The sequence below is a fragment of the Microcoleus sp. PH2017_34_RAT_O_A genome, assembly GCF_020737885.1.
Lineage (GTDB): Bacteria > Cyanobacteriota > Cyanobacteriia > Cyanobacteriales > Microcoleaceae > Microcoleus.
Genome location: NZ_JAEQDD010000082.1, coordinates 1 through 17,882, shown reverse-complemented (window position 1 = coordinate 17,882; position 17,882 = coordinate 1). Strand labels below are relative to the sequence as shown.

Below are 17,882 nucleotides of genomic sequence, written 5' to 3'. Positions count from 1 at the left end.
AATTACATAATTTCTACTAAATCCAACACAAAACCCGGCAGTACATCTTCCCCTGAAAGAGTGGCAGGATTTTGGAGAATTTCCACATCTTGACCGGGGCGATAAATTTCTACCCGCCGATTTTGCCTGTCAATTAACCAACCCAATCTCGCACCGTTATCTATATATTCTTGCATTTTATCTTGCAGCTTTTTCAACGAATCAGTCTTTGAGCGCAACTCAACTACAAAATCGGGACATAAAGGAGCAAAACTGTCTTTTTGTTCCGGTGTTAAAGCATCCCACCGTTCTTTTTTGACCCAAGAGGCATCAGGAGAGCGATCGGCACCATTACGGAGGGTGAAACCTCCAGAAGAGTCAAAGGCAACTCCTAGATTATTTTGCCTGCTCCAGGCTTGAAGTTGATACGATAGATCCATATTGCGCTTGCTAGTTTCGCTGCCCGTTGGTGGCATAATAATTAACTCCCCTGATACTGTACGTTCAAATTGATAATCGCGGTTGTTCTGACAAAGCTGAAAAAATTGCTCGTCAGTTAAGTCTATGGATAATTCGATCGAGGTTGCAGGAGATTGGATGGCAATCATGTTTTTTATTGGGTTTGAAACACATTTAGAATTTGGCTTGTAATAACTTACTAATTCAAGTCTTTGACACAATTTTTCAACTCAATAATTTTAATTATAAAAAGATCGTGTCTGGTTTAACTGTAATATTAGCATGAGGATTAATGCCACCGCCAAAAACCGTAGCTTGCGGGGCGGAACGCCATCGCCCTCCCCCACACCCCAAAGTACGCGCGGCGCAGCTATCCCCAGCAGGAATTGCACCCATTCCCGCTATTTCTACCAAAGTTATTCCTCAAGACCAAGGTCAGCTTGGTTAACAGCGCTATCCTAGTAGTTATATAGCCCTTAAACCCGATCGACCCGGAGGCCACCACGTGTTCAGCCTAGTTCAAAACACTTCTCGCAAAGGAGAAATTCTAGAGGTCGTCTTCCGCAACGGTTGGGACTACATGAAAAGTCTCCTCACCGGCCGCAAAACCGACGCACCCAGTCTCCCAACTCCAGCGGTTCTCCGCAACATCCTCGTCGAATTAGGCCCAGTTTTTGTAAAATTGGGACAATTGTTGAGTACCCGTCCCGACCTTTTACCCGCTGCTTACATCGAAACCCTCTCTTCTTTACAAGCGGAAGTGCCGCCCGTATCATGGTTGGAAGTAGAAGCAATCGTCCGCCAGGAACTCAAACAGTCGATCGAAGAAACCTTCTCCAAATTTAACACTCAGGCGATCGCCGCAGGTTCGATCGCCCAAACCCACAAAGCTACCTTAAAAGACGGCCGCGAAGTCGCCCTAAAAGTTCAGCGCCCCGGTATTGATATTGTCATCGAACAAGACATCGCCGTGCTCCGAGGTTTAGCAGAACTTGTCATGCTGACAGACCTCGGTCAACAATACGATATTGTGGCCCTAGCAGAAGAATTTGCGATCGCCCTGCGTGCAGAATTAGACTTCATTCAAGAAGCCAGCTACACAGACGAACTGCGCCGCAATTTATCAAAAAGTCGCTGGTTTGACCCCACACAAGTTGTCCTCCCAGAAATTAACTGGGAATTAACTACAAAAAAACTCTTAGTCATGGAGTGGCTGAACGGAGTCCCAATTTTGTCAGGCGATTTGCAAGGAATTCGCCACAAAGGAGATATAAATGCCGAACGCGAAGAAATTACAACCCTGCTTTGCCGCGTTTTCTTCCAGCAGTTATATATTGACGGCTTCTTTCACGCAGACCCGCATCCAGGCAACTTATTTTATCTCAAAGACGGCCGGATAGCTTTGCTCGACTGCGGCATGGTCGGCAGATTAGACCCGCGCACCCAACAGAATCTGACAGAAATGTTGCTGTCAATTGTCGATTTAGATGCTCAGCGCTGCGCTCAATTAACATTGCAAATGGCAGAATTTGCTCAGCCTACAAGTTTAGCTAATCTAGAGAACGATTTGGCTCGAATGCTGCGGAAGTATTATAATGTCAGCTTGTCGCAAATGAACTTGTCGGAAATTTTTTATGAAGTGCTGGAAATCACTCGCAAAAATAAGATTAGGCTTCCCAGTAATCTCGGTTTGTATGCAAAAACTCTCGCTAATTTAGAAGGAGTAGCGCGTTCTTTTAATCCCAGATTTAATATTGTAGAACAGGTCAAACCGCTGATGACCGATATGTTTCGGCGTCAGTTATTAGGAGAAGACCCGGTGCAAGCTTTGCTGAGAACTGCTTTGGATCTAAAAAGCTTATCTTTACAATCTCCGCGACAGGTGGAAGTGCTTTTAGACCGGGTTACTTCAGAAACTTTGAAGTGGAACTTGAGCATCAAAGAACTCGATCCGCTGCGCCGCACTCTGGGGGATTCTGCGAACCGACTTTCTTTTAGTATTGTGGTAGGTTCGCTGATTATGGGGGCGGCAATTATTTCTTCTAACGCGCAAACTGCTCAGCTATCTTTTTTGAGCAACGGTTTGTTTGGGGCGGCGAGTTTTTTGGGTTTTTGGTTGATTGTGAGTATTCTCAGGTCTGGGCGTTTGCGGAGTTAAAAGGTTCGTAGTGGGGACTTCAGTCCCTCCAAATTAAGGATTTTATTCCTTACTACAAACCTAAGTTAGATTAAGGTTTGTAGTAGGGAATGCCAGGGGTGCATCTGAATTTTGGCAAATATATTCGTAGGGGCGAAGCATTTCGGGATTAAATCTCTGGTTCTCACTAATAAACTGTCTGCCGAAATGCTTCGCCCTTGCCAAAATGAGATGCACCAAATGCAAGTTTCTCCAAATTCCAGAAACAAGGACTAAAGTCCTGACTACAAACCTATGTTAAAGTAAGATTAGAGATAGATATTATTTTAAATGAGCAAACTTAACCAAGTGTCATCAAGTCAAAAACAGCCAGAATTAGGATTAGTCTGCATTACGACTTCCGATGCAGTTCGTTTCCGCACGGTCACGCGGAAGCGGCTGTTGCAACTTACAGAAATAGAACAAGAAAAAGTATTGCGCGAGTTGTATGCAGATAACTTAAAAAGACTTGACAAAGCGCTTGATTTCTGCTACGCCAATGGGATTAAATTGTATCGCATGACTTCTGCACTCTTCCCTTTTGCAGATATAGATTTGGGGGAAACAGTTTTAGATTCGATGAATGAGGAATTGCGAAGAGTTGGCGATCGCGCAATTGACCTCAATATCCGTTTGGTGTTCCACCCCGATCAATTCGTTGTCCTCAGTTCCGACAAGCCGGATGTTGTGAAAAACAGCATTAAAATTCTGGCGACTCATGCTTTAATTATGGACAAGTTGCAACAACCCCGATCGCCCTGGGCACTGATGAACATTCACGGCGGTAAGGGCGATCGCACTTCGCAACTCAAATCAGTCATCCGCGACTTACCCGAATCTATTCGATCGCGCTTAACCTTTGAAAATGACGAATACGCCTACAGTTCCTCGGAAATCCTAGAAGTTTGTCTCGATACAGGCGTAGCAATGGTTTTTGACGCGCACCACCACGTCATTCACGAACATTTAGAAAGTTACAACGATCCAAACGTTGCCGAAATGCTCGCAGCAGCCCGCACTTCTTGGCCTGTTCCTGAATGGCAATTAGTCCACATATCAAATGGCAAAGAATTTTTTGCAGATCCGCGCCACAGCGACTTGATTGTAGATATGCCCAATTGCTATTATGATGCTCCTTGGATTGAAGTAGAAGCTAAATTCAAAGAATTAGCTATTGACAAGTTGCGCGCCGAATGGTTGTCTGCAAATGTTCCACAATTTAGCAGTGTCTCGTAGGGGCGGGTTCGCCAACAATCTCGGCCTAATACGAATAATCTCAAAAACCCGCCCCCACCCAACGGTAAATCGCAATCTACTTTCTTGTTAATACCAACTATAAATTATGTGCGGCAGATTCACGTTAAATACTCCAGCTAAAATCATCGCCGAATTCTTCAAACTCTCGGAAATTCCCGACATCAAACCGCGATACAACATCGCCCCAAGTCAATCAATTGCTACCGTCACAGTTTCTCCCGAAAAAAATCAGCGACAGTTTCAATTTATGCGCTGGGGTTTGATTCCCAGTTGGGCAAAAGATATGAAAATCGCCAGCCATACGATTAATGCCCGATCGGAAACAGTAGCAGAAAAACCTGCTTTTCGCAGCGCCATCAAGCACAGGCGGTGTTTGATAATCGCTGACGGCTTCTACGAATGGCAACCGCAGGGCAAGAAAAAACAGCCTTACTATTTTACAATGACAAACAGCGAACCTTTTGCGTTTGCCGGTTTGTGGGAAAATTGGGAATCTGCCGAAGCAGAAAACATTGTATCTTGCAGTATAATTACTACTGCTGCTAACGAAACAGTGCAACCCGTGCACGATCGAATGCCGGTGATTCTCCCCGCAAGCGATTGGGAACAATGGCTCGATCCTTCTGTTGACAAGGCTCAGGAAGTTTTGCCACTGTTAAAGCCCTACGATCCAGCAGCAATGATAGCAAATGCCGTAAGTGCGATCGTCAACAGTCCAACTAAAGACAGTCCTGAGTGCATTCAAGCTATCCCCTTATAACTCGGCGGTGTGAAACCGCGTCTACACACAGGAAGTCCGCCTCCGCAGACTAAGAAGTCGAGGAGTATTACAGTTAAACTCAGTTGTGATATTCTTAAAGACTTTTCTTCATCTTAACATCACTGAAAGGACAAAAAATATGATCGGATACGTTACAATCGGCACAAACAATCTTGAACGTGCAGCCAACTTTTATGATACTTTGCTTGCTGAAATTGGCGCTCAACGATTCATGGAATTCGACCAATTTATCGCATGGAGCGTTTCTCCAGAGATGCCAGGACTTGCTATTACAAAACCATTTGATGGTAACCGAGCAACTGTTGGTAATGGCGTAATGATCGCACTTCAAGTTGACAGTCCAGAAAAAGTCAATTTAGTTTATAACAAGGCGATCGCACTTGGCGCTCAGGATGAAGGAGCAGCAGGGCCGAGAGACGCTTTGCCGGGGTTTTATGCGGGATATTTCCGGGATCTTGATGGAAATAAGTTGAACGTGTTTTGTATGATTGAACCAAACAGTTAAGATTTGGGTGTATCTCAATTTTGTAAGGGCGAAGCATTCCGGCAGACAATTTATTAGTTATAGCCATAAATTTAGTGCCGGAATGCTTCGCCCCTACGAATATATTTGCAAAACTGATATGCACCCTAAGATTTTTCTGTTTGATGACGTTCAAAAAATACACATTTCAAACAATGGCACTACCACTAACCACTAAAATCGATGAATTGTTTTCCGAATGGAATAGACCAGACTCTCCTGGTTTCGCCTTGGCCATAATCAAAGATGGTGAAACTGTCTATAAGCGTGGTTATGGCATAGCCAACTTAGAATACAATATACCGATCGCGCCAAGTTCGGTCTTTGACATTGCCTCAACGTCTAAGCAATTTACCGCGATGTGCATTGCTTTATTGGCAAGACAGGGAAAAATTTCTTTGGATAACGAGATCCAAACGTATATTTTAGAGATGCCCAGGTATGACTACCCAATCACGGTTCGGCATCTCATTCACCACACGAGCGGCATCCGCGATTACCTGACCCTGATGGAATTGGTAGGAATGCGGTTTGAGAATGATTATCCCGATGACGAAATCATTGGTTTGATCGCTCGTCAAAAAGAACTGAATTTCAATCCAGGCGATGAGCAGTTGTACAGCAACTCGGGATATTTTCTACTTGCAGAAATCATCAAACGGGCTTCCGGAAAGACTCTTGCCACCTTTGCCCATGAGAATATTTTCAGTCCGCTTGGGATGAATACAACTCACTTTCATGATGATTTCACGAGGATTGTAAAAGATCGAGCGATCGGCTACTCCCCGAAAGATGAGGGCGGCTTTCGGATTGATATGTCTATTTTCGATGTCGTCGGTGATGGTGCTGTCTACACCACGGTTGAAGATTTATCGCTATGGGATAGGAACTTTTACGACAACAGACTTGGAGGGTGTGGGCAAGATTTGATCGAGGAAGTCATCAAACCCGGAACGTTGAATAGCGGCGAAGTGCTGAAGTATGCGTTTGGCTTGTGCACATGGCAGTACCGAGGATTAGATATTGTCAGTCATAGCGGCGGATGGGCGGGTTACGGGTCAGAAATGCTGAGATTTCCGAAGCAGCGATTTTCTGTAATTTTCTTGTCAAATTTGGGCAGCATTAATCCGACGGAACTCGCCCAGAAAGTCGCAGATCTCTATTTAGCCGATGAGTTTACCGAGCTGAGCACAGAACCTGATCGTAGCAAAGCGCAATTTGTCGAGATTCCATCGATCGAATTGGAGAACAAAATTGGCTTTTATCAAAGCCCGAAAACAGGAAGCATTTGGGAGTTATCGGTAAAGGATGGGAAATTAACCCTAGAAGATTCCGGAGAGAGCTTTACGCTTGCTCCCCTGAGTTCAAACCATTTCATAGCAATGGATATTCCGTTTGACATTGAATTTGAAAAGTTAGATTCCGATGAACTATTTCATCTGTCTGTTCGCATAAAAGGTGGAAAGCCCGATATTTATCAACGGCTGAATATCGTGTCGCTCAATTCTGACCAGTTGAATGAATTTACGGGAGAGTATCATAGCGAAGAGTTAGATATGACCTACAAAATCATTGTAGAAGACGGCACGTTGCTGCTCAATCGAATAAATTATCCTCAAGAGACTCTCAAGCCAACAAGCAAAGATCTATTGAAAGGTATGCACACCACTTTTCAGTTTATCCGTGATGACCATAATCAAGTTACTGCTTTCAATCTGGGGGCAGGGCGTGTCAAAAATGTGCGATTCGCGAAATAAAATGATGCGTTTATATACCGGGACTTAAACAAAAAATTAGTGCCATACAGAAAACCGCTATCGCACCGGTGCGTCGCCCGAAACAATTTGCAAATTCCCTCGAACATCTGACAGCGACGCTTCAGAATTAGCACCATACAGAAAACCGCTATCGCACCGGTGCGTCGCCCGAAACAATTTACAAATTCCCTCGAACATCTGACAGCGACGCACCCTACAAAATCCAAGAATTCTCAGTCTACTTAAGCGAAAGATGAGAACATCAGAATCAGAGCTAAAGCTTATTGACTTCAGTCAAGAAAAGGCAACAGATTTTATGTTGCCTCAGCCTGCTGTCTTGACAAGTTCGGGATGGGATAAAATCTATTACGAACACCATCAACAGCCGCAGTTTGACACGCCCGAACATCAAGGTACATGGCACGTTATTGCCCATTGTCCTGCTTTTGAGGTATCGGGAGAGCGATCGGGAGAACGGTGGTTGGATGGTAAGCTGAAAAAAGAAGCGCGGAATCAGGGAGACATTGCGGTGATTCCGGCGGGTATTTCCCAGCGCTGTAATTGGAATAGGTTATCTGAGTTTACCATTTTGGCGATCGCCCCTACACTCCTGGAACAAGTGGGTCAAGATTTGGTAAATTGCGATCGCATTGAACTCATTCCTCATTACATGGAAGAACAAGATATCCTGATTCAAGGGATATTCGGTGCTTTAAGACAAGAATTAGAATTTGGACAAATCGGCGGTTATTTGCTGATTGATAGTCTTAAAACCGCATTAGCGATTCACCTGTTGCGGAATTACTGCACCACACAACCTCGGCTTTCTAGCTATACGGATGGATTATCTAAACCCAAACTGCAACAGGTGAGGGAATATATTAACGAACATCTTCATCAAGAGATAAAACTAATTGAACTTGCTGCGATCGCCCAAATCAGCCCTTATCACTTTTTACGTCTGTTCAAGCAAAGCATGGGCATAACACCTCACCAGTATATCTTGCAGCGCCGCATCGACAAAGCCAAGTATCTGTTGCAAGAGAGCAAACTGAGCATCGCAGAGATTGCTTTCCGAGTCGGATTTTGCGATCAAAGTCACTTGACTCGATGTTTCAAGCGCCTGCTGGGGATGACACCGAAACAATTTCTGTCAGCGCGATCGCAATAATCTACCAAAATCCCGCAATTTTTTTCTAGAATTCAGAATCGCCAATTTTCTAAGCTATGAGCATGATTAGAAAACTTAACGATCGAAGCTGGAAAAAGCAAATGAAAAATAGCGAAATTAATACCACAACAGTCAAAATCCTTAACAACAACTTACAAATCGATGCTTACTTAGCCCAACCAGTAGAAAAGGGAATTTTTGCTGCGGTTATTGTGTTTCACGAAATCTTTGGTGTTAATGAAAATATTCGGGATATTACCGAATTGATAGCACGACAAGGATATATAGCAATTGCACCTGCGATGTATCAACGTATTGCTCCCGGTTTTGAATTTGGGTTTAGCGAACCAGATATTGGTTATAGTCCAGAAGCTTACCAATTGGGGTTGCAATACTATCAACAAGTCAAATATTGGGAAATATTCAGCGATATTCAAGCAACTATTGCCTATCTAAACACATTACCCAACGTTAAAGCTGATTCTATTGGCTGCATTGGTTTTTGCTTTGGTGGTCATATTGCTTATATGGCTGCAACCTTACAGGATATCAAAGCAACTGCTTCGTTTTATGGCGGGGGGATTACAACTTCTAGCTATGGAGAATATACTCCAACTATCGATCGCACATCGGCAATCAAAGGCACGATTTATACATTTTTTGGTACGAAGGATACATTGGTTTCACAGGAAGAAAACCAAAAAATTGAGGCAGAATTACAGAAACATCAAATCAATCATCGTGTATTTCGATACGATGCAGGACATGGATTCTTTGGTGGATTGTTCGTAGATAAGTACCCGTTTTTAGCACACCATCCTAATATAATAGGATACAGAGAAGCTGCTGCTGATGCGTGGCAACAGGTTATTGAACTCTTTCAAAACAAACTTTAAAGCTTACCAGCGAGATCGTTAGTATTTGAAAGCAGATGGTAGAAGGCATAATTAAAAATTCAGCTTTCTACCTTCTGTCAACTGTCAACTGTCAACTGTCAACTGTCAACTGTCAACTGACTAAATTAACTGTCGTACATCCGGGCTTCGGCCGCGTCGGGATTCTCTTCGCAATACTCATCAAAAGCCGTTTTTTCAAGCTTGATCGATCGCTGGTGAGCGGCCTCAGCCTGCATTTCCTCTACGATGTCCCAAGCTACGGCGCACTGTTTAGAAGTAGCACCTTTCTCTGAACAGACTGTTCTAGCATCGGCGATCGCCTTTTGAATTTCATCCTCAAAGACAACACTCTTCGGCTTCTCAACAAAATCACTTTTTGTCAAAATATCCGTTACCGAAATAATGCCCAGCAGTTTGTCCTTAATCACCGGAGCTCGACGGATGCGGGTATTGGCGAACAACCTCGCCACATATTCCACGCCCAAGTCGGGATTCACCGTGATGCACGGTTTGGTCATAATCTCGAAGACGCGGACTTTTTGCGGGTCTACTCCGTAGGCTGTTACTTTGTAAACAATATCCGTTTCTGTGACTATGCCATAGGCGTCTTGTTCGTGGCGGCGTTCCACAATTAGCGCGCGCAGACACAGTTCGTTCATCATCGCCACTGCTTCAGCTACCGTTGCCGAACCACGAATGGTGACAACTTCCTTTGTCATAATATCTTGGGCTTTCATCATCATTTTTTCTTGCTCCCAGCTCATACACTTAGAGTGTATCGCGATTGTGGGACGCCCGATTTACCATGACTATCGCAACTTACGCCTGGGCTCGCCTCCGCCTCCGAGAGTCCGCTCTTGGACAATCGGGCCCGCCTGTGTAGGACGATCGCCATCGCAAGAGTCAAGCATTCGGGCGATCGAGCCTTCAGCTTATTTTGCCCAATTTATCAGCCCCAGTCTCAAAGAAGTAAAAGTTAACACAAACAAACCAACTGCTTGCGCTCGCACAGATCCCCGCCTCTGATAAACTTGATGGCTGGGAGTGCAAAAAGCACAAGGCACGCAAGACTTAGTTGGGAGTATATAGTTCGTGGATAATGCAATCGGTTTAGAGATTATCGAAGTAGTTGAGCAGGCAGCCATCGCCTCCGCTCGATTGATGGGCAAAGGCGAGAAAGATGAAGCCGACAGAGTGGCTGTAGAAGCAATGCGCGAGCGGATGAACAAAATTCATATGCGCGGCCGCATCGTGATCGGTGAAGGCGAACGCGATGACGCACCCATGCTTTACATCGGCGAACAAGTGGGTATTTGTACTCGTGAAGATGCTAAAGATGTCTGCAACATAGATGAATTGATCGAAATTGATATCGCTGTTGACCCTTGCGAAGGTACTAACCTGGTTGCTTACGGTCAAAACGGTTCGATGGCAGTTTTAGCAATCTCTGAAAAAGGCGGTTTGTTTGCTGCTCCCGATTTCTACATGAACAAATTGGCTGCTCCTGCGGCTGCCAGAAATCATGTAGATATTCGCAAGACACCAACCGAAAACCTCAAAATTATCTCTGATTGTCTCGGCCGTAGTGTTGAAGATTTGGTGGTTGTGGTGATGGATCGCCCTCGTCACAAAGATTTAATTAATGAAATTCGCCAAGCTGGTGCAAGAGTTCGACTGATCAGCGACGGCGACGTTTCTGCTGCGATTTCTTGTGCGTTTTCTGGTTCCAACATCCACGCCTTGATGGGTATTGGTGCAGCACCTGAAGGTGTGATTTCCGCAGCAGCAATGCGCTGTTTGGGCGGTCACTTCCAAGGACAGCTAATTTACGATCCGGCTGTTGTAAAAACTGGTTTGATCGGTGAAAGTAAAGAGAGCAATATCGCTCGACTTACATCAATGGGCATCACAGATCCAGACAAGATTTACAATGCTGAAGAATTGGCATCTGGGGAAACAGTTCTGTTTGCGGCTTGCGGAATTACTCCCGGAACGCTGATGGAAGGAGTTCGCTTCTTTGGTGGCGGCGCTCGTACTGAAAGTTTGATTATTTCTTCTCAGTCGAAGACTGCTCGGTTTGTGGATACAATCCATATGTTTGACCAGCCTAAATCTCTGCAATTGAAATAATCATTAGTTAGCGGTTAACAGTTAAATTTTAAATGTTAATTTTTGACTATTAACCGTTGACAGTCACCAGTGATTAGCAATTAGCGATAAACTAAGAGTTAATCACAGGTGACTGTTGATAACTAAGAAATAAATAGTGACAAATCACAGATATGAATATTGCCGTCATAGGTCTCAGCCACAAAACAGCGCCGGTTGAAGTTCGCGAAAAACTCAGCATTCCAGAACAGAAGATTGAAGCGGCGATCGCCCAATTGCGCGGCTACCCCCACATTCAAGAAGTTGCAATCCTCAGCACTTGCAACCGTTTAGAAATTTATATCGTTACCACAGAGTCAGAGCCGGGAGTGCGAGAAGTGATGCAGTTCCTTTCGGAATGCAGTAAACTTCCTTTGCAGTCTTTGCGCCCTCACCTGTTTATTTTGCTGCACGAAGATGCGGTGATGCACTTGATGCGAGTGTCTGCGGGCCTGGACAGTTTGGTGCTCGGAGAAGGACAAATTTTGGCTCAGGTGAAACAAACTCACAAACTCGCCCAGCAGTACAAAGGTGTTGGCAGAATTTTAGAACGTTTGTTTAAGCAAGCTTTGACAGCCGGGAAGCGTGTTCGCACGGAAACTAGCATTGGTACTGGTGCGGTTTCGATTTCTTCGGCGGCGGCGGAATTGGCTCAATTAAAAGGTCAGCATTTAGCAACTAGCCGGATTGCGATTATTGGTGCTGGGAAGATGTCGCGCTTGTTGGTGCAGCATTTGCTGTCGAAAGGAGCGAGTCATATTGCGATCGTCAATCGATCGATGCGAGGCGCTGAGGAATTGGCCGGTTTGTTTAAAGATGCTACACTGCACTTGCATTTGCTCTCGGACATGATGCAGGTAATTGGGGATTCTGACTTGGTGTTTACCAGTACAGCCGCTACAGATCCGCTGTTAAATAAAGCTAAATTAGAAGCTGTCTTAAAACCCGATCGCCCTTTGATGTTGGTGGACATTTCTGTGCCGCGCAACGTTGACTCGGATGCGAAGGAATTGGCTAACGTGAAGTCGTTTAATGTGGACGATTTGAAAGCAGTGGTAGCTCAAAATCACGAAAGCCGCCGCAAAATGGCAATGGAAGCTGAGGGCTTGCTGGAACAGGAAGTAGAGGCTTTTGATGTCTGGTGGCGCAGTCTAGAAACTGTTCCTACCATTAGCTGTTTGCGGGATAAGATCGAATTAATTCGGGAACAAGAGTTAGAAAAAGCTTTATCGCGTCTGGGTTCCGAGTTTTCGGAGAAACATCAAGATGTGATTGAATCTTTAACAAGAGGGATTGTGAATAAGATTTTGCACGATCCGATGGTGCAGTTGCGGGCGCAGCAGGATATTGAGGCGCGCCGACAAGCGATGCACACTTTGCAAACTCTGTTTAATTTGGATGTTGATGTAAATCAGCAGTACAGTTAACAGTTGACAGTTGACAGTTGACAGTTGACAGTTGTCATTGGTGATGTTTTGCATCAGCTTTTAATGTAATTAGGACTTACCCATTTGCTCATTAAGTAATGGGGTTTCTTAACTCAAATTTAGGGTTTTATATCCTTTCTGTTTGCATTGGAACGATCATTTTGTGCATTGCTGTCCCTGCTGGCGAGTCGCGCGAGCGGGGACAGCACTGTATAATTCCGATGTAACTGATATCTTGCACCATTCTTAACTAGCCTTTCACGGACGGGCAGGATGCCCATCCCACAAGAAAATTTATTTTTTGTGGAACAGGCATCTTGCCTGTTATTGAGAATGCGGCAAGATGTGAGATGTAACCGCAAAAAATATTACTTGTTACCAGGCTGGAGCTTGGTAACGCAGATTCGGAGGTTCTGCCTCCATTTTTGGATGAGGCAGAGCCTCTCGATATCGGTTCCCTGGCAGAGCCTGGGAACCAGTTTAACAACTAACAACTAACAACTAACAACTAACAAACAACTAACAACTAACAACTAACAACTAACAACTAACAACTAACAACTAACAACTAACAACTAACAACTAACAACTAACAACTAACAACTAACAACTAATGACTATTAAGCGAATTCATCAATTAATTCTATTGCTTGTAGGGCTGTGGTTAGTTTTTGAGTTTTCCTCGCGGATTGTGGCAGAAATGCTGTGGTTTGAGGAAGTTGGATATCTTCAGGTTTTGCTGTTAAAACTGAAAACTCAAGGGTTGCTGGGCGCGATCGCACTTTTGGTATCTTCCGCCTTCTTCTTCGGAAATTTAGCCCTAGCCCGCCGCCTGCAACTTCCCACCGAAAACATTAAATCACCTGTTTTTAGGCAGTTAATCGCGCCCGCAAGTGGCAAAAACACGAAGAAAAATCATCAATCACCTGCTGCTAAATCTCAAATTGCGTTTCCCTGGCTGTTGTTGGCGATATTTGGATTAAGTGCGATCGCAAGTTTAACAGTAATTCACTGCGGGCTCTTAGCCGCCGGTAGCATCGGCGATTTTAGGATAGTCGGGGGTTTGTCTGCGCCGCCAATTCACTTCGGATTTCAGTCAATCCAGGTTGGCGTGGTGCAGCTATCGTCTGATTGGTGGCAGTTGGGCTTGCTGCTGGGGATGATGTTCGCTGTAGCAATTAAGCCGGATTTTTGGTTGCGGGCGATCGCTCTTTTGCTCAGTTTGGCGATCGGGATAATTGCCGCTAGTCGCTGGACTAAACTTTTACACTATTTCCACCCTACTAATTTTAACATCACCGACCCGATTTTTAATCAAGATATTAGCTTTTATGTATTTATTTTGCCCATCTTAGAATTACTAAGTTTCGGGCTGACTGTTGTATCTGTGTACGGTTTAGTATCTTGCACTTTAACCTATTTGCTGTCTGGAAACAGCCTGAGTCAAGGGATATTTTTGGGGTTTTCGCGATCGCAACAGCGGCACTTGTACGGCTTGGGAGCAGCTTGCATGGTAGCCATCTCGCTCCGGTACTGGCTGGGCTGTTACACCTTGCTGTACTCGCGCGGAGACGTTACCTACGGGGCTGGTTACGCTGACGTGACAGTGCGGCTTCCCGTCTATGGCTTTTTGAGTGTGGTGGCTGGGGCGATCGCACTTTTCATGCTTTGGCCTGTTTTCCAATTAAACATCAACAATAATAACTTAAAAAAAATCATCTTAGCATTTTTAACTTTAAGTATATCTCTAGGTTTGCTGCTGCCAAAAATCGTGCAGCAACTGATAGTCAAACCCAACGAACTAGCCCGCGAACAGCCCTACATCCAGCGCAGCATTGCCTTTACTCAACAAGCTTTTGACCTCAAGAAAATTGAAATCAAAACCTTCGATCCAGGCGGAAAACTTACATATCAAGACTTAGAAAAAAATCAACTTACTATTAGCAACATCCGGCTGTGGGACAAACAGCCACTGCTGCAAGCCAACCGACAGTTACAGCAAATTCGACCTTATTATACATTTCCTGATGCTGATATCGATCGCTACACAATCAAAAACGCCACAGCAAAAAAGGGAGATGTGGAAAGCCAGCAAGTAATTCTGGCGGCGCGGGAATTAGATTACACAGCGGTGGCGCCGGAAGCTCAAACTTGGGTAAACGAACACCTCGTGTACACTCACGGTTACGGCTTTACTCTATCTCCCGTAAACACAGTCGGTGCCGGCGGTTTACCCGATTATTTTGTCAAGGATATTGGGGTGACAGCCCAGACAGGAGATACTGTTTTAGATGTCACTAAAGATAGCATTCGGGCCAGTATCCCGATCGGCTATCCGCGCATTTACTACGGCGAAGTCACCGATACAGACGCCATCGCACCGACAAAAGTCAAGGAATTCGACTATCCCAGCGGCCAAGACAATGTTTACAATACCTACAGCGGTACGGGCGGAATTGCGATCGACTCTCTATGGAAGCGCTTGCTGTTTGCGAGTTATCTGAAAAATTGGCAAATGGCGCTAACCCGCAATTTCACACCAGAAACTAAGTTACTTTATCGCCGCAATATTAACAAAAGAGTCCGGGCGATCGCTCCTTTTTTGCGCTACGATTCCGATCCGTATTTAGTGGTAGCAAATGCCAATCTTAGCAAAGGAGAAATAGAAAAAAAACAGGATAAAATTGGGAACAAGATTAAACCTTCACCCTCGGTAAACGATAAATCTCCCAACTATCTTTACTGGATTATCGATGGCTATACAGCGAGCGATCGCTACCCTTATTCAGATCCAGGAAGCAATGAATTTAACTACATCCGCAACCCGGTAAAAGTCGTCATTGACGCCTACAACGGCTCTGTCAACTTCTACGTTAGCAATCCTTCCGATCCGATTATTAAGAGTTGGATGGCTATCTTTCCCGGACTCTTCAAACCCCTGGACAAAATGCCTCCGGCACTCCGCAAACATATTAGATATCCCGTAGATTTGTTGAGCATTCAATCGGAACGGTTGTTAACTTATCACATGGAAGATCCGCAGGTATTTTACAACCGGGAGGATTTGTGGCGCGTTCCTAATGAGATTTATGCTGGCAAACAGCAGCCCGTAGAACCGTATTATTTGATTACGAAACTGCCGACGGAAACATCAGAAGAGTTTATTTTGCTATTGCCATTTACGCCAGTCAGTCGTAATAATTTAATTGCTTGGATTGCAGGGCGATCGGATGACGATGATTATGGCAAGTTGCTATTGTATCAATTCCCCAAACAGCGATTAGTTTACGGCCCGGAACAGATAGAAGCTTTGATTAACCAAGATCCGGTGATTTCAGAACAAATCTCTCTGTGGAATCGGCAGGGTTCAAAGGCAATTCAAGGCAATTTATTAGTAATCCCGATCGAACAATCTTTGCTGTACGTGGAACCTCTTTATTTGGAGGCTGAACGCAATAGTTTGCCAACTTTAATTAGAGTGATTGTTGCCTACGAAAATAGAATTGTGATGGCGGAGAATCTCGACAAGGCACTGAAGGCACTTTTTCAGCCAAAATCTACTAATAAACCCGCAATTGTGAGGCCAGTAGAAGGCGCAGCCCCTGCGTTGAATTGATAATATTTGTAGGGTGTGGATACCTCGACAATATCTGAAAAAAAAAGCAACAATCTCATAGCGACGCACCTCAAACATAGGACTAATATAAACAAATATTGGGTTGATTTCCAAAATCCCTTGAATAGCCTCAAATATCTCTGATCTCTTAGTCCGCGGAGGCGGACATTGTTTGTGTAGACGCGGTTTCAACCGCCGGGTGTTCAAGGCGATAACCAATCCCCATAATTCCTGCTACAATAACAAAAACCAACCGCCTCACCATCTCACCAATGTTAGATAAAATCTGGCGATTCCTCAAACAATTAATTCAGCGGCTATTCGGCACCAATCCGAATATTGAACCGACACCACCTCAACCTGCGCCAACTTTGACTGATGCGGAATACGAGGCGAAGTTGATGGAACTTCTCGAAGGGGTGAATCAGGGCTGGGGAAGAGGCGATGTTGCGGGATTCTTAATCGCAAAACAAATTAAAAATGGTGATTTGGCGGCTTGGTTGCGGAGGTTTGGCGATCGATCGTTGGAGGGCGCGCAGGGGAGTACAGCGTCTGCGGATGCGGTGGTATCGCTTCAGGAATTGGCGCGCAGGTTGGAGTTGTTGGGTGGAGTTGCGGGTGGGGAATTGGGAGAGGCGGCGGGGAATGTTGGTAGGGAGATTTTGGTTGAGTTTCCGCTAGCTTCGGTTGAGGGGGATGAGGTTGTCGATCGAGAGGCTGAGGCTTGGAAAAAGCGAGGAAATGAGCAATATGAACAAGGTAATTTTCAAGAAGCACTTGCTTTCTACGAGCGATCTATTGAATTAAAATATAACGCTCCCGAAGTCTGGGAAAAACGAGGTTTAGTTCTACAGAAATTAGGTAATTATCAGGGTGCTATCGATTCTAATAACGCTGCTTCTACTCTTTATCGTTCTTCTGGGAATTATGAGTCAACCTCAGTTCCTCCGTCAACAGAAGGATTTTTCAATCTAAGTGATATCTTCGACAAAGCCTTAGAAATTAAACCTGATATCCACGCAGCTTGGTTCATTTTAGCCTACGAGCAATATAATTTAGGGAATTTTGAAGAAGCCCTAGCCTCCTACGACAAAGCCTTAGAATTCAAACCAGGTAACTTTGAAGCCTGGAATAATCGGGGCAGTGTACTGGATTATTTAGGAAGATTAGAAGAAGCGATCGCTTCCTACGACAAAGCTTTAGAATTCAAACCAGATGATGACGTAGCCTGGTTCAATCGGGGCTATGTACTGAGTAAATTAGGAAGATTAGAAGAGGCGATAACCTCCTACGACAAAGCTTTAGAATTAAAACCAAATAACTTTGAAGCCTGGAATAATCGGGGCAGTGTACTGGATGATTTAGGAAGATTAGAAGAAGCGATCGCTTCCTACGACAAAGCTTTAAAATTCAAACCAGATGATGACGTAGCCTGGAACAATCGGGGCCTTGCACTGAGTAAATTAGGAAGATTAGAAGAGGGGATAACCTCCTACGACAAAGCCTTAGAATTCAAACCTGATGATGACGAAGCCTACAATAATCGGGGTAGTGCGCTGTATAATTTAGGAAGATTGCAAGAAGCGATCTCCTCCAGGGGGAACGCATCTTATTGAACACTCTTCGCTAGTGGTGAGTATATTTTGAGATAAATTCACCATTCTTAGAAGCTATAGATACGCTTTGTAATGA

At 44.6% G+C, this 17,882-nt stretch carries 15 protein-coding genes; 13 read left to right on the top strand and 2 right to left on the bottom strand.

All coding sequences use genetic code 11. The features are described from left to right. Positions 1 to 2 precede the first annotated feature (2 nt). A complete protein-coding gene (locus tag JGK11_RS24025) occupies positions 3 to 587 on the bottom strand; it encodes a Uma2 family endonuclease (protein ID WP_293176720.1) in 585 nt (194 codons plus the stop codon). A 143-nt stretch (positions 588 to 730) separates the two neighbouring features. Between JGK11_RS24025 and JGK11_RS24020 the strand changes: the two genes are divergently transcribed. From JGK11_RS24020 to JGK11_RS23985, 8 genes are all read left to right on the top strand, one after another. Continuing rightward, the gene (locus JGK11_RS24020) at positions 731 to 886 is read left to right on the top strand and encodes a hypothetical protein (protein WP_293176722.1); all 156 of its coding nucleotides are present in this window, start codon (positions 731 to 733) and stop codon (positions 884 to 886) included. 57 nt (positions 887 to 943) lie between these two features. Next, the gene (locus JGK11_RS24015) at positions 944 to 2,596 is read left to right on the top strand and encodes an AarF/ABC1/UbiB kinase family protein (RefSeq protein WP_293189116.1); all 1,653 of its coding nucleotides are present in this window, start codon (positions 944 to 946) and stop codon (positions 2,594 to 2,596) included. A gap of 309 nt (positions 2,597 to 2,905) precedes the next feature. Then, a complete protein-coding gene (gene uvsE / locus JGK11_RS24010) occupies positions 2,906 to 3,850 on the top strand; it encodes a UV DNA damage repair endonuclease UvsE (protein ID WP_293213134.1) in 945 nt (314 codons plus the stop codon). Positions 3,851 to 3,956: 106 nt separating this feature from the next. Continuing rightward, the gene (locus JGK11_RS24005; RefSeq protein WP_293176730.1) at positions 3,957 to 4,631 is read left to right on the top strand and encodes an SOS response-associated peptidase; all 675 of its coding nucleotides are present in this window, start codon (positions 3,957 to 3,959) and stop codon (positions 4,629 to 4,631) included. A gap of 139 nt (positions 4,632 to 4,770) precedes the next feature. Further along, positions 4,771 to 5,157 (top strand): VOC family protein, encoded by a 387-nt coding sequence (locus JGK11_RS24000; RefSeq protein WP_293189112.1) that lies wholly within the window; start codon positions 4,771 to 4,773, stop codon positions 5,155 to 5,157. A 173-nt stretch (positions 5,158 to 5,330) separates the two neighbouring features. Next, the gene (locus tag JGK11_RS23995) at positions 5,331 to 6,932 is read left to right on the top strand and encodes a serine hydrolase (protein WP_293213132.1); all 1,602 of its coding nucleotides are present in this window, start codon (positions 5,331 to 5,333) and stop codon (positions 6,930 to 6,932) included. Between the two features lie 253 nt (positions 6,933 to 7,185). Further along, positions 7,186 to 8,103, top strand: a complete 918-nt coding sequence (locus JGK11_RS23990) for an AraC family transcriptional regulator (protein ID WP_293213130.1) — start codon at positions 7,186 to 7,188, stop codon at positions 8,101 to 8,103. Between the two features lie 101 nt (positions 8,104 to 8,204). After that, complete coding sequence (locus JGK11_RS23985; protein WP_293213128.1) at positions 8,205 to 8,999, top strand: dienelactone hydrolase family protein; 795 nt, start codon at positions 8,205 to 8,207, stop codon at positions 8,997 to 8,999. 125 nt (positions 9,000 to 9,124) lie between these two features. On the opposite strand, the gene JGK11_RS23980 is transcribed toward JGK11_RS23985, so the two are convergent. Next, on the bottom strand, positions 9,125 to 9,742 hold the full coding sequence (locus JGK11_RS23980; RefSeq protein WP_293176760.1) for a CP12 domain-containing protein: 618 nt from the start codon (positions 9,740 to 9,742) through the stop codon (positions 9,125 to 9,127). Positions 9,743 to 9,785: 43 nt separating this feature from the next. Here JGK11_RS23980 and JGK11_RS23975 point away from each other — a divergent pair, with 43 nt between their 5' ends. The 5 genes from JGK11_RS23975 to JGK11_RS23955 all read left to right on the top strand — a co-directional run bounded on the left by JGK11_RS23975 (position 9,786) and on the right by JGK11_RS23955 (position 17,806). Beyond that, positions 9,786 to 10,025, top strand: coding sequence for a hypothetical protein (locus JGK11_RS23975; RefSeq protein WP_293196767.1), 240 nt, complete (start codon positions 9,786 to 9,788; stop codon positions 10,023 to 10,025). A 66-nt stretch (positions 10,026 to 10,091) separates the two neighbouring features. Next, entirely contained in the window at positions 10,092 to 11,129 is a 1,038-nt protein-coding gene (gene glpX, locus JGK11_RS23970; protein ID WP_293176740.1) for a class II fructose-bisphosphatase, read from the top strand. Positions 11,130 to 11,281: 152 nt separating this feature from the next. Continuing rightward, positions 11,282 to 12,574, top strand: coding sequence for a glutamyl-tRNA reductase (locus tag JGK11_RS23965; protein WP_293213126.1), 1,293 nt, complete (start codon positions 11,282 to 11,284; stop codon positions 12,572 to 12,574). Between the two features lie 613 nt (positions 12,575 to 13,187). After that, entirely contained in the window at positions 13,188 to 16,190 is a 3,003-nt protein-coding gene (locus JGK11_RS23960) for a UPF0182 family protein (RefSeq protein WP_293213124.1), read from the top strand. A 272-nt stretch (positions 16,191 to 16,462) separates the two neighbouring features. Continuing rightward, positions 16,463 to 17,806, top strand: coding sequence for a tetratricopeptide repeat protein (locus tag JGK11_RS23955; protein WP_293213122.1), 1,344 nt, complete (start codon positions 16,463 to 16,465; stop codon positions 17,804 to 17,806). Positions 17,807 to 17,882 lie beyond the last annotated feature (76 nt).

What these genes read in the sequence shown, in the direction of transcription:
- JGK11_RS24025 (WP_293176720.1), bottom strand. Translation starts at nt 587, where the DNA reads ATGATTGCCATCCAATCTCCTGCAACCTCGATCGAATTATCCATAGAC.
- JGK11_RS24020 (WP_293176722.1), top strand. Translation starts at nt 731, where the DNA reads ATGCCACCGCCAAAAACCGTAGCTTGCGGGGCGGAACGCCATCGCCCT.
- uvsE (WP_293213134.1), top strand. Translation starts at nt 2,906, where the DNA reads ATGAGCAAACTTAACCAAGTGTCATCAAGTCAAAAACAGCCAGAATTA.
- JGK11_RS24005 (WP_293176730.1), top strand. Translation starts at nt 3,957, where the DNA reads ATGTGCGGCAGATTCACGTTAAATACTCCAGCTAAAATCATCGCCGAA.
- JGK11_RS24000 (WP_293189112.1), top strand. Translation starts at nt 4,771, where the DNA reads ATGATCGGATACGTTACAATCGGCACAAACAATCTTGAACGTGCAGCC.
- JGK11_RS23995 (WP_293213132.1), top strand. Translation starts at nt 5,331, where the DNA reads ATGGCACTACCACTAACCACTAAAATCGATGAATTGTTTTCCGAATGG.
- JGK11_RS23990 (WP_293213130.1), top strand. Translation starts at nt 7,186, where the DNA reads ATGAGAACATCAGAATCAGAGCTAAAGCTTATTGACTTCAGTCAAGAA.
- JGK11_RS23985 (WP_293213128.1), top strand. Translation starts at nt 8,205, where the DNA reads ATGAAAAATAGCGAAATTAATACCACAACAGTCAAAATCCTTAACAAC.
- JGK11_RS23980 (WP_293176760.1), bottom strand. Translation starts at nt 9,742, where the DNA reads ATGATGATGAAAGCCCAAGATATTATGACAAAGGAAGTTGTCACCATT.
- JGK11_RS23965 (WP_293213126.1), top strand. Translation starts at nt 11,282, where the DNA reads ATGAATATTGCCGTCATAGGTCTCAGCCACAAAACAGCGCCGGTTGAA.
- JGK11_RS23960 (WP_293213124.1), top strand. Translation starts at nt 13,188, where the DNA reads ATGACTATTAAGCGAATTCATCAATTAATTCTATTGCTTGTAGGGCTG.
- JGK11_RS23955 (WP_293213122.1), top strand. Translation starts at nt 16,463, where the DNA reads ATGTTAGATAAAATCTGGCGATTCCTCAAACAATTAATTCAGCGGCTA.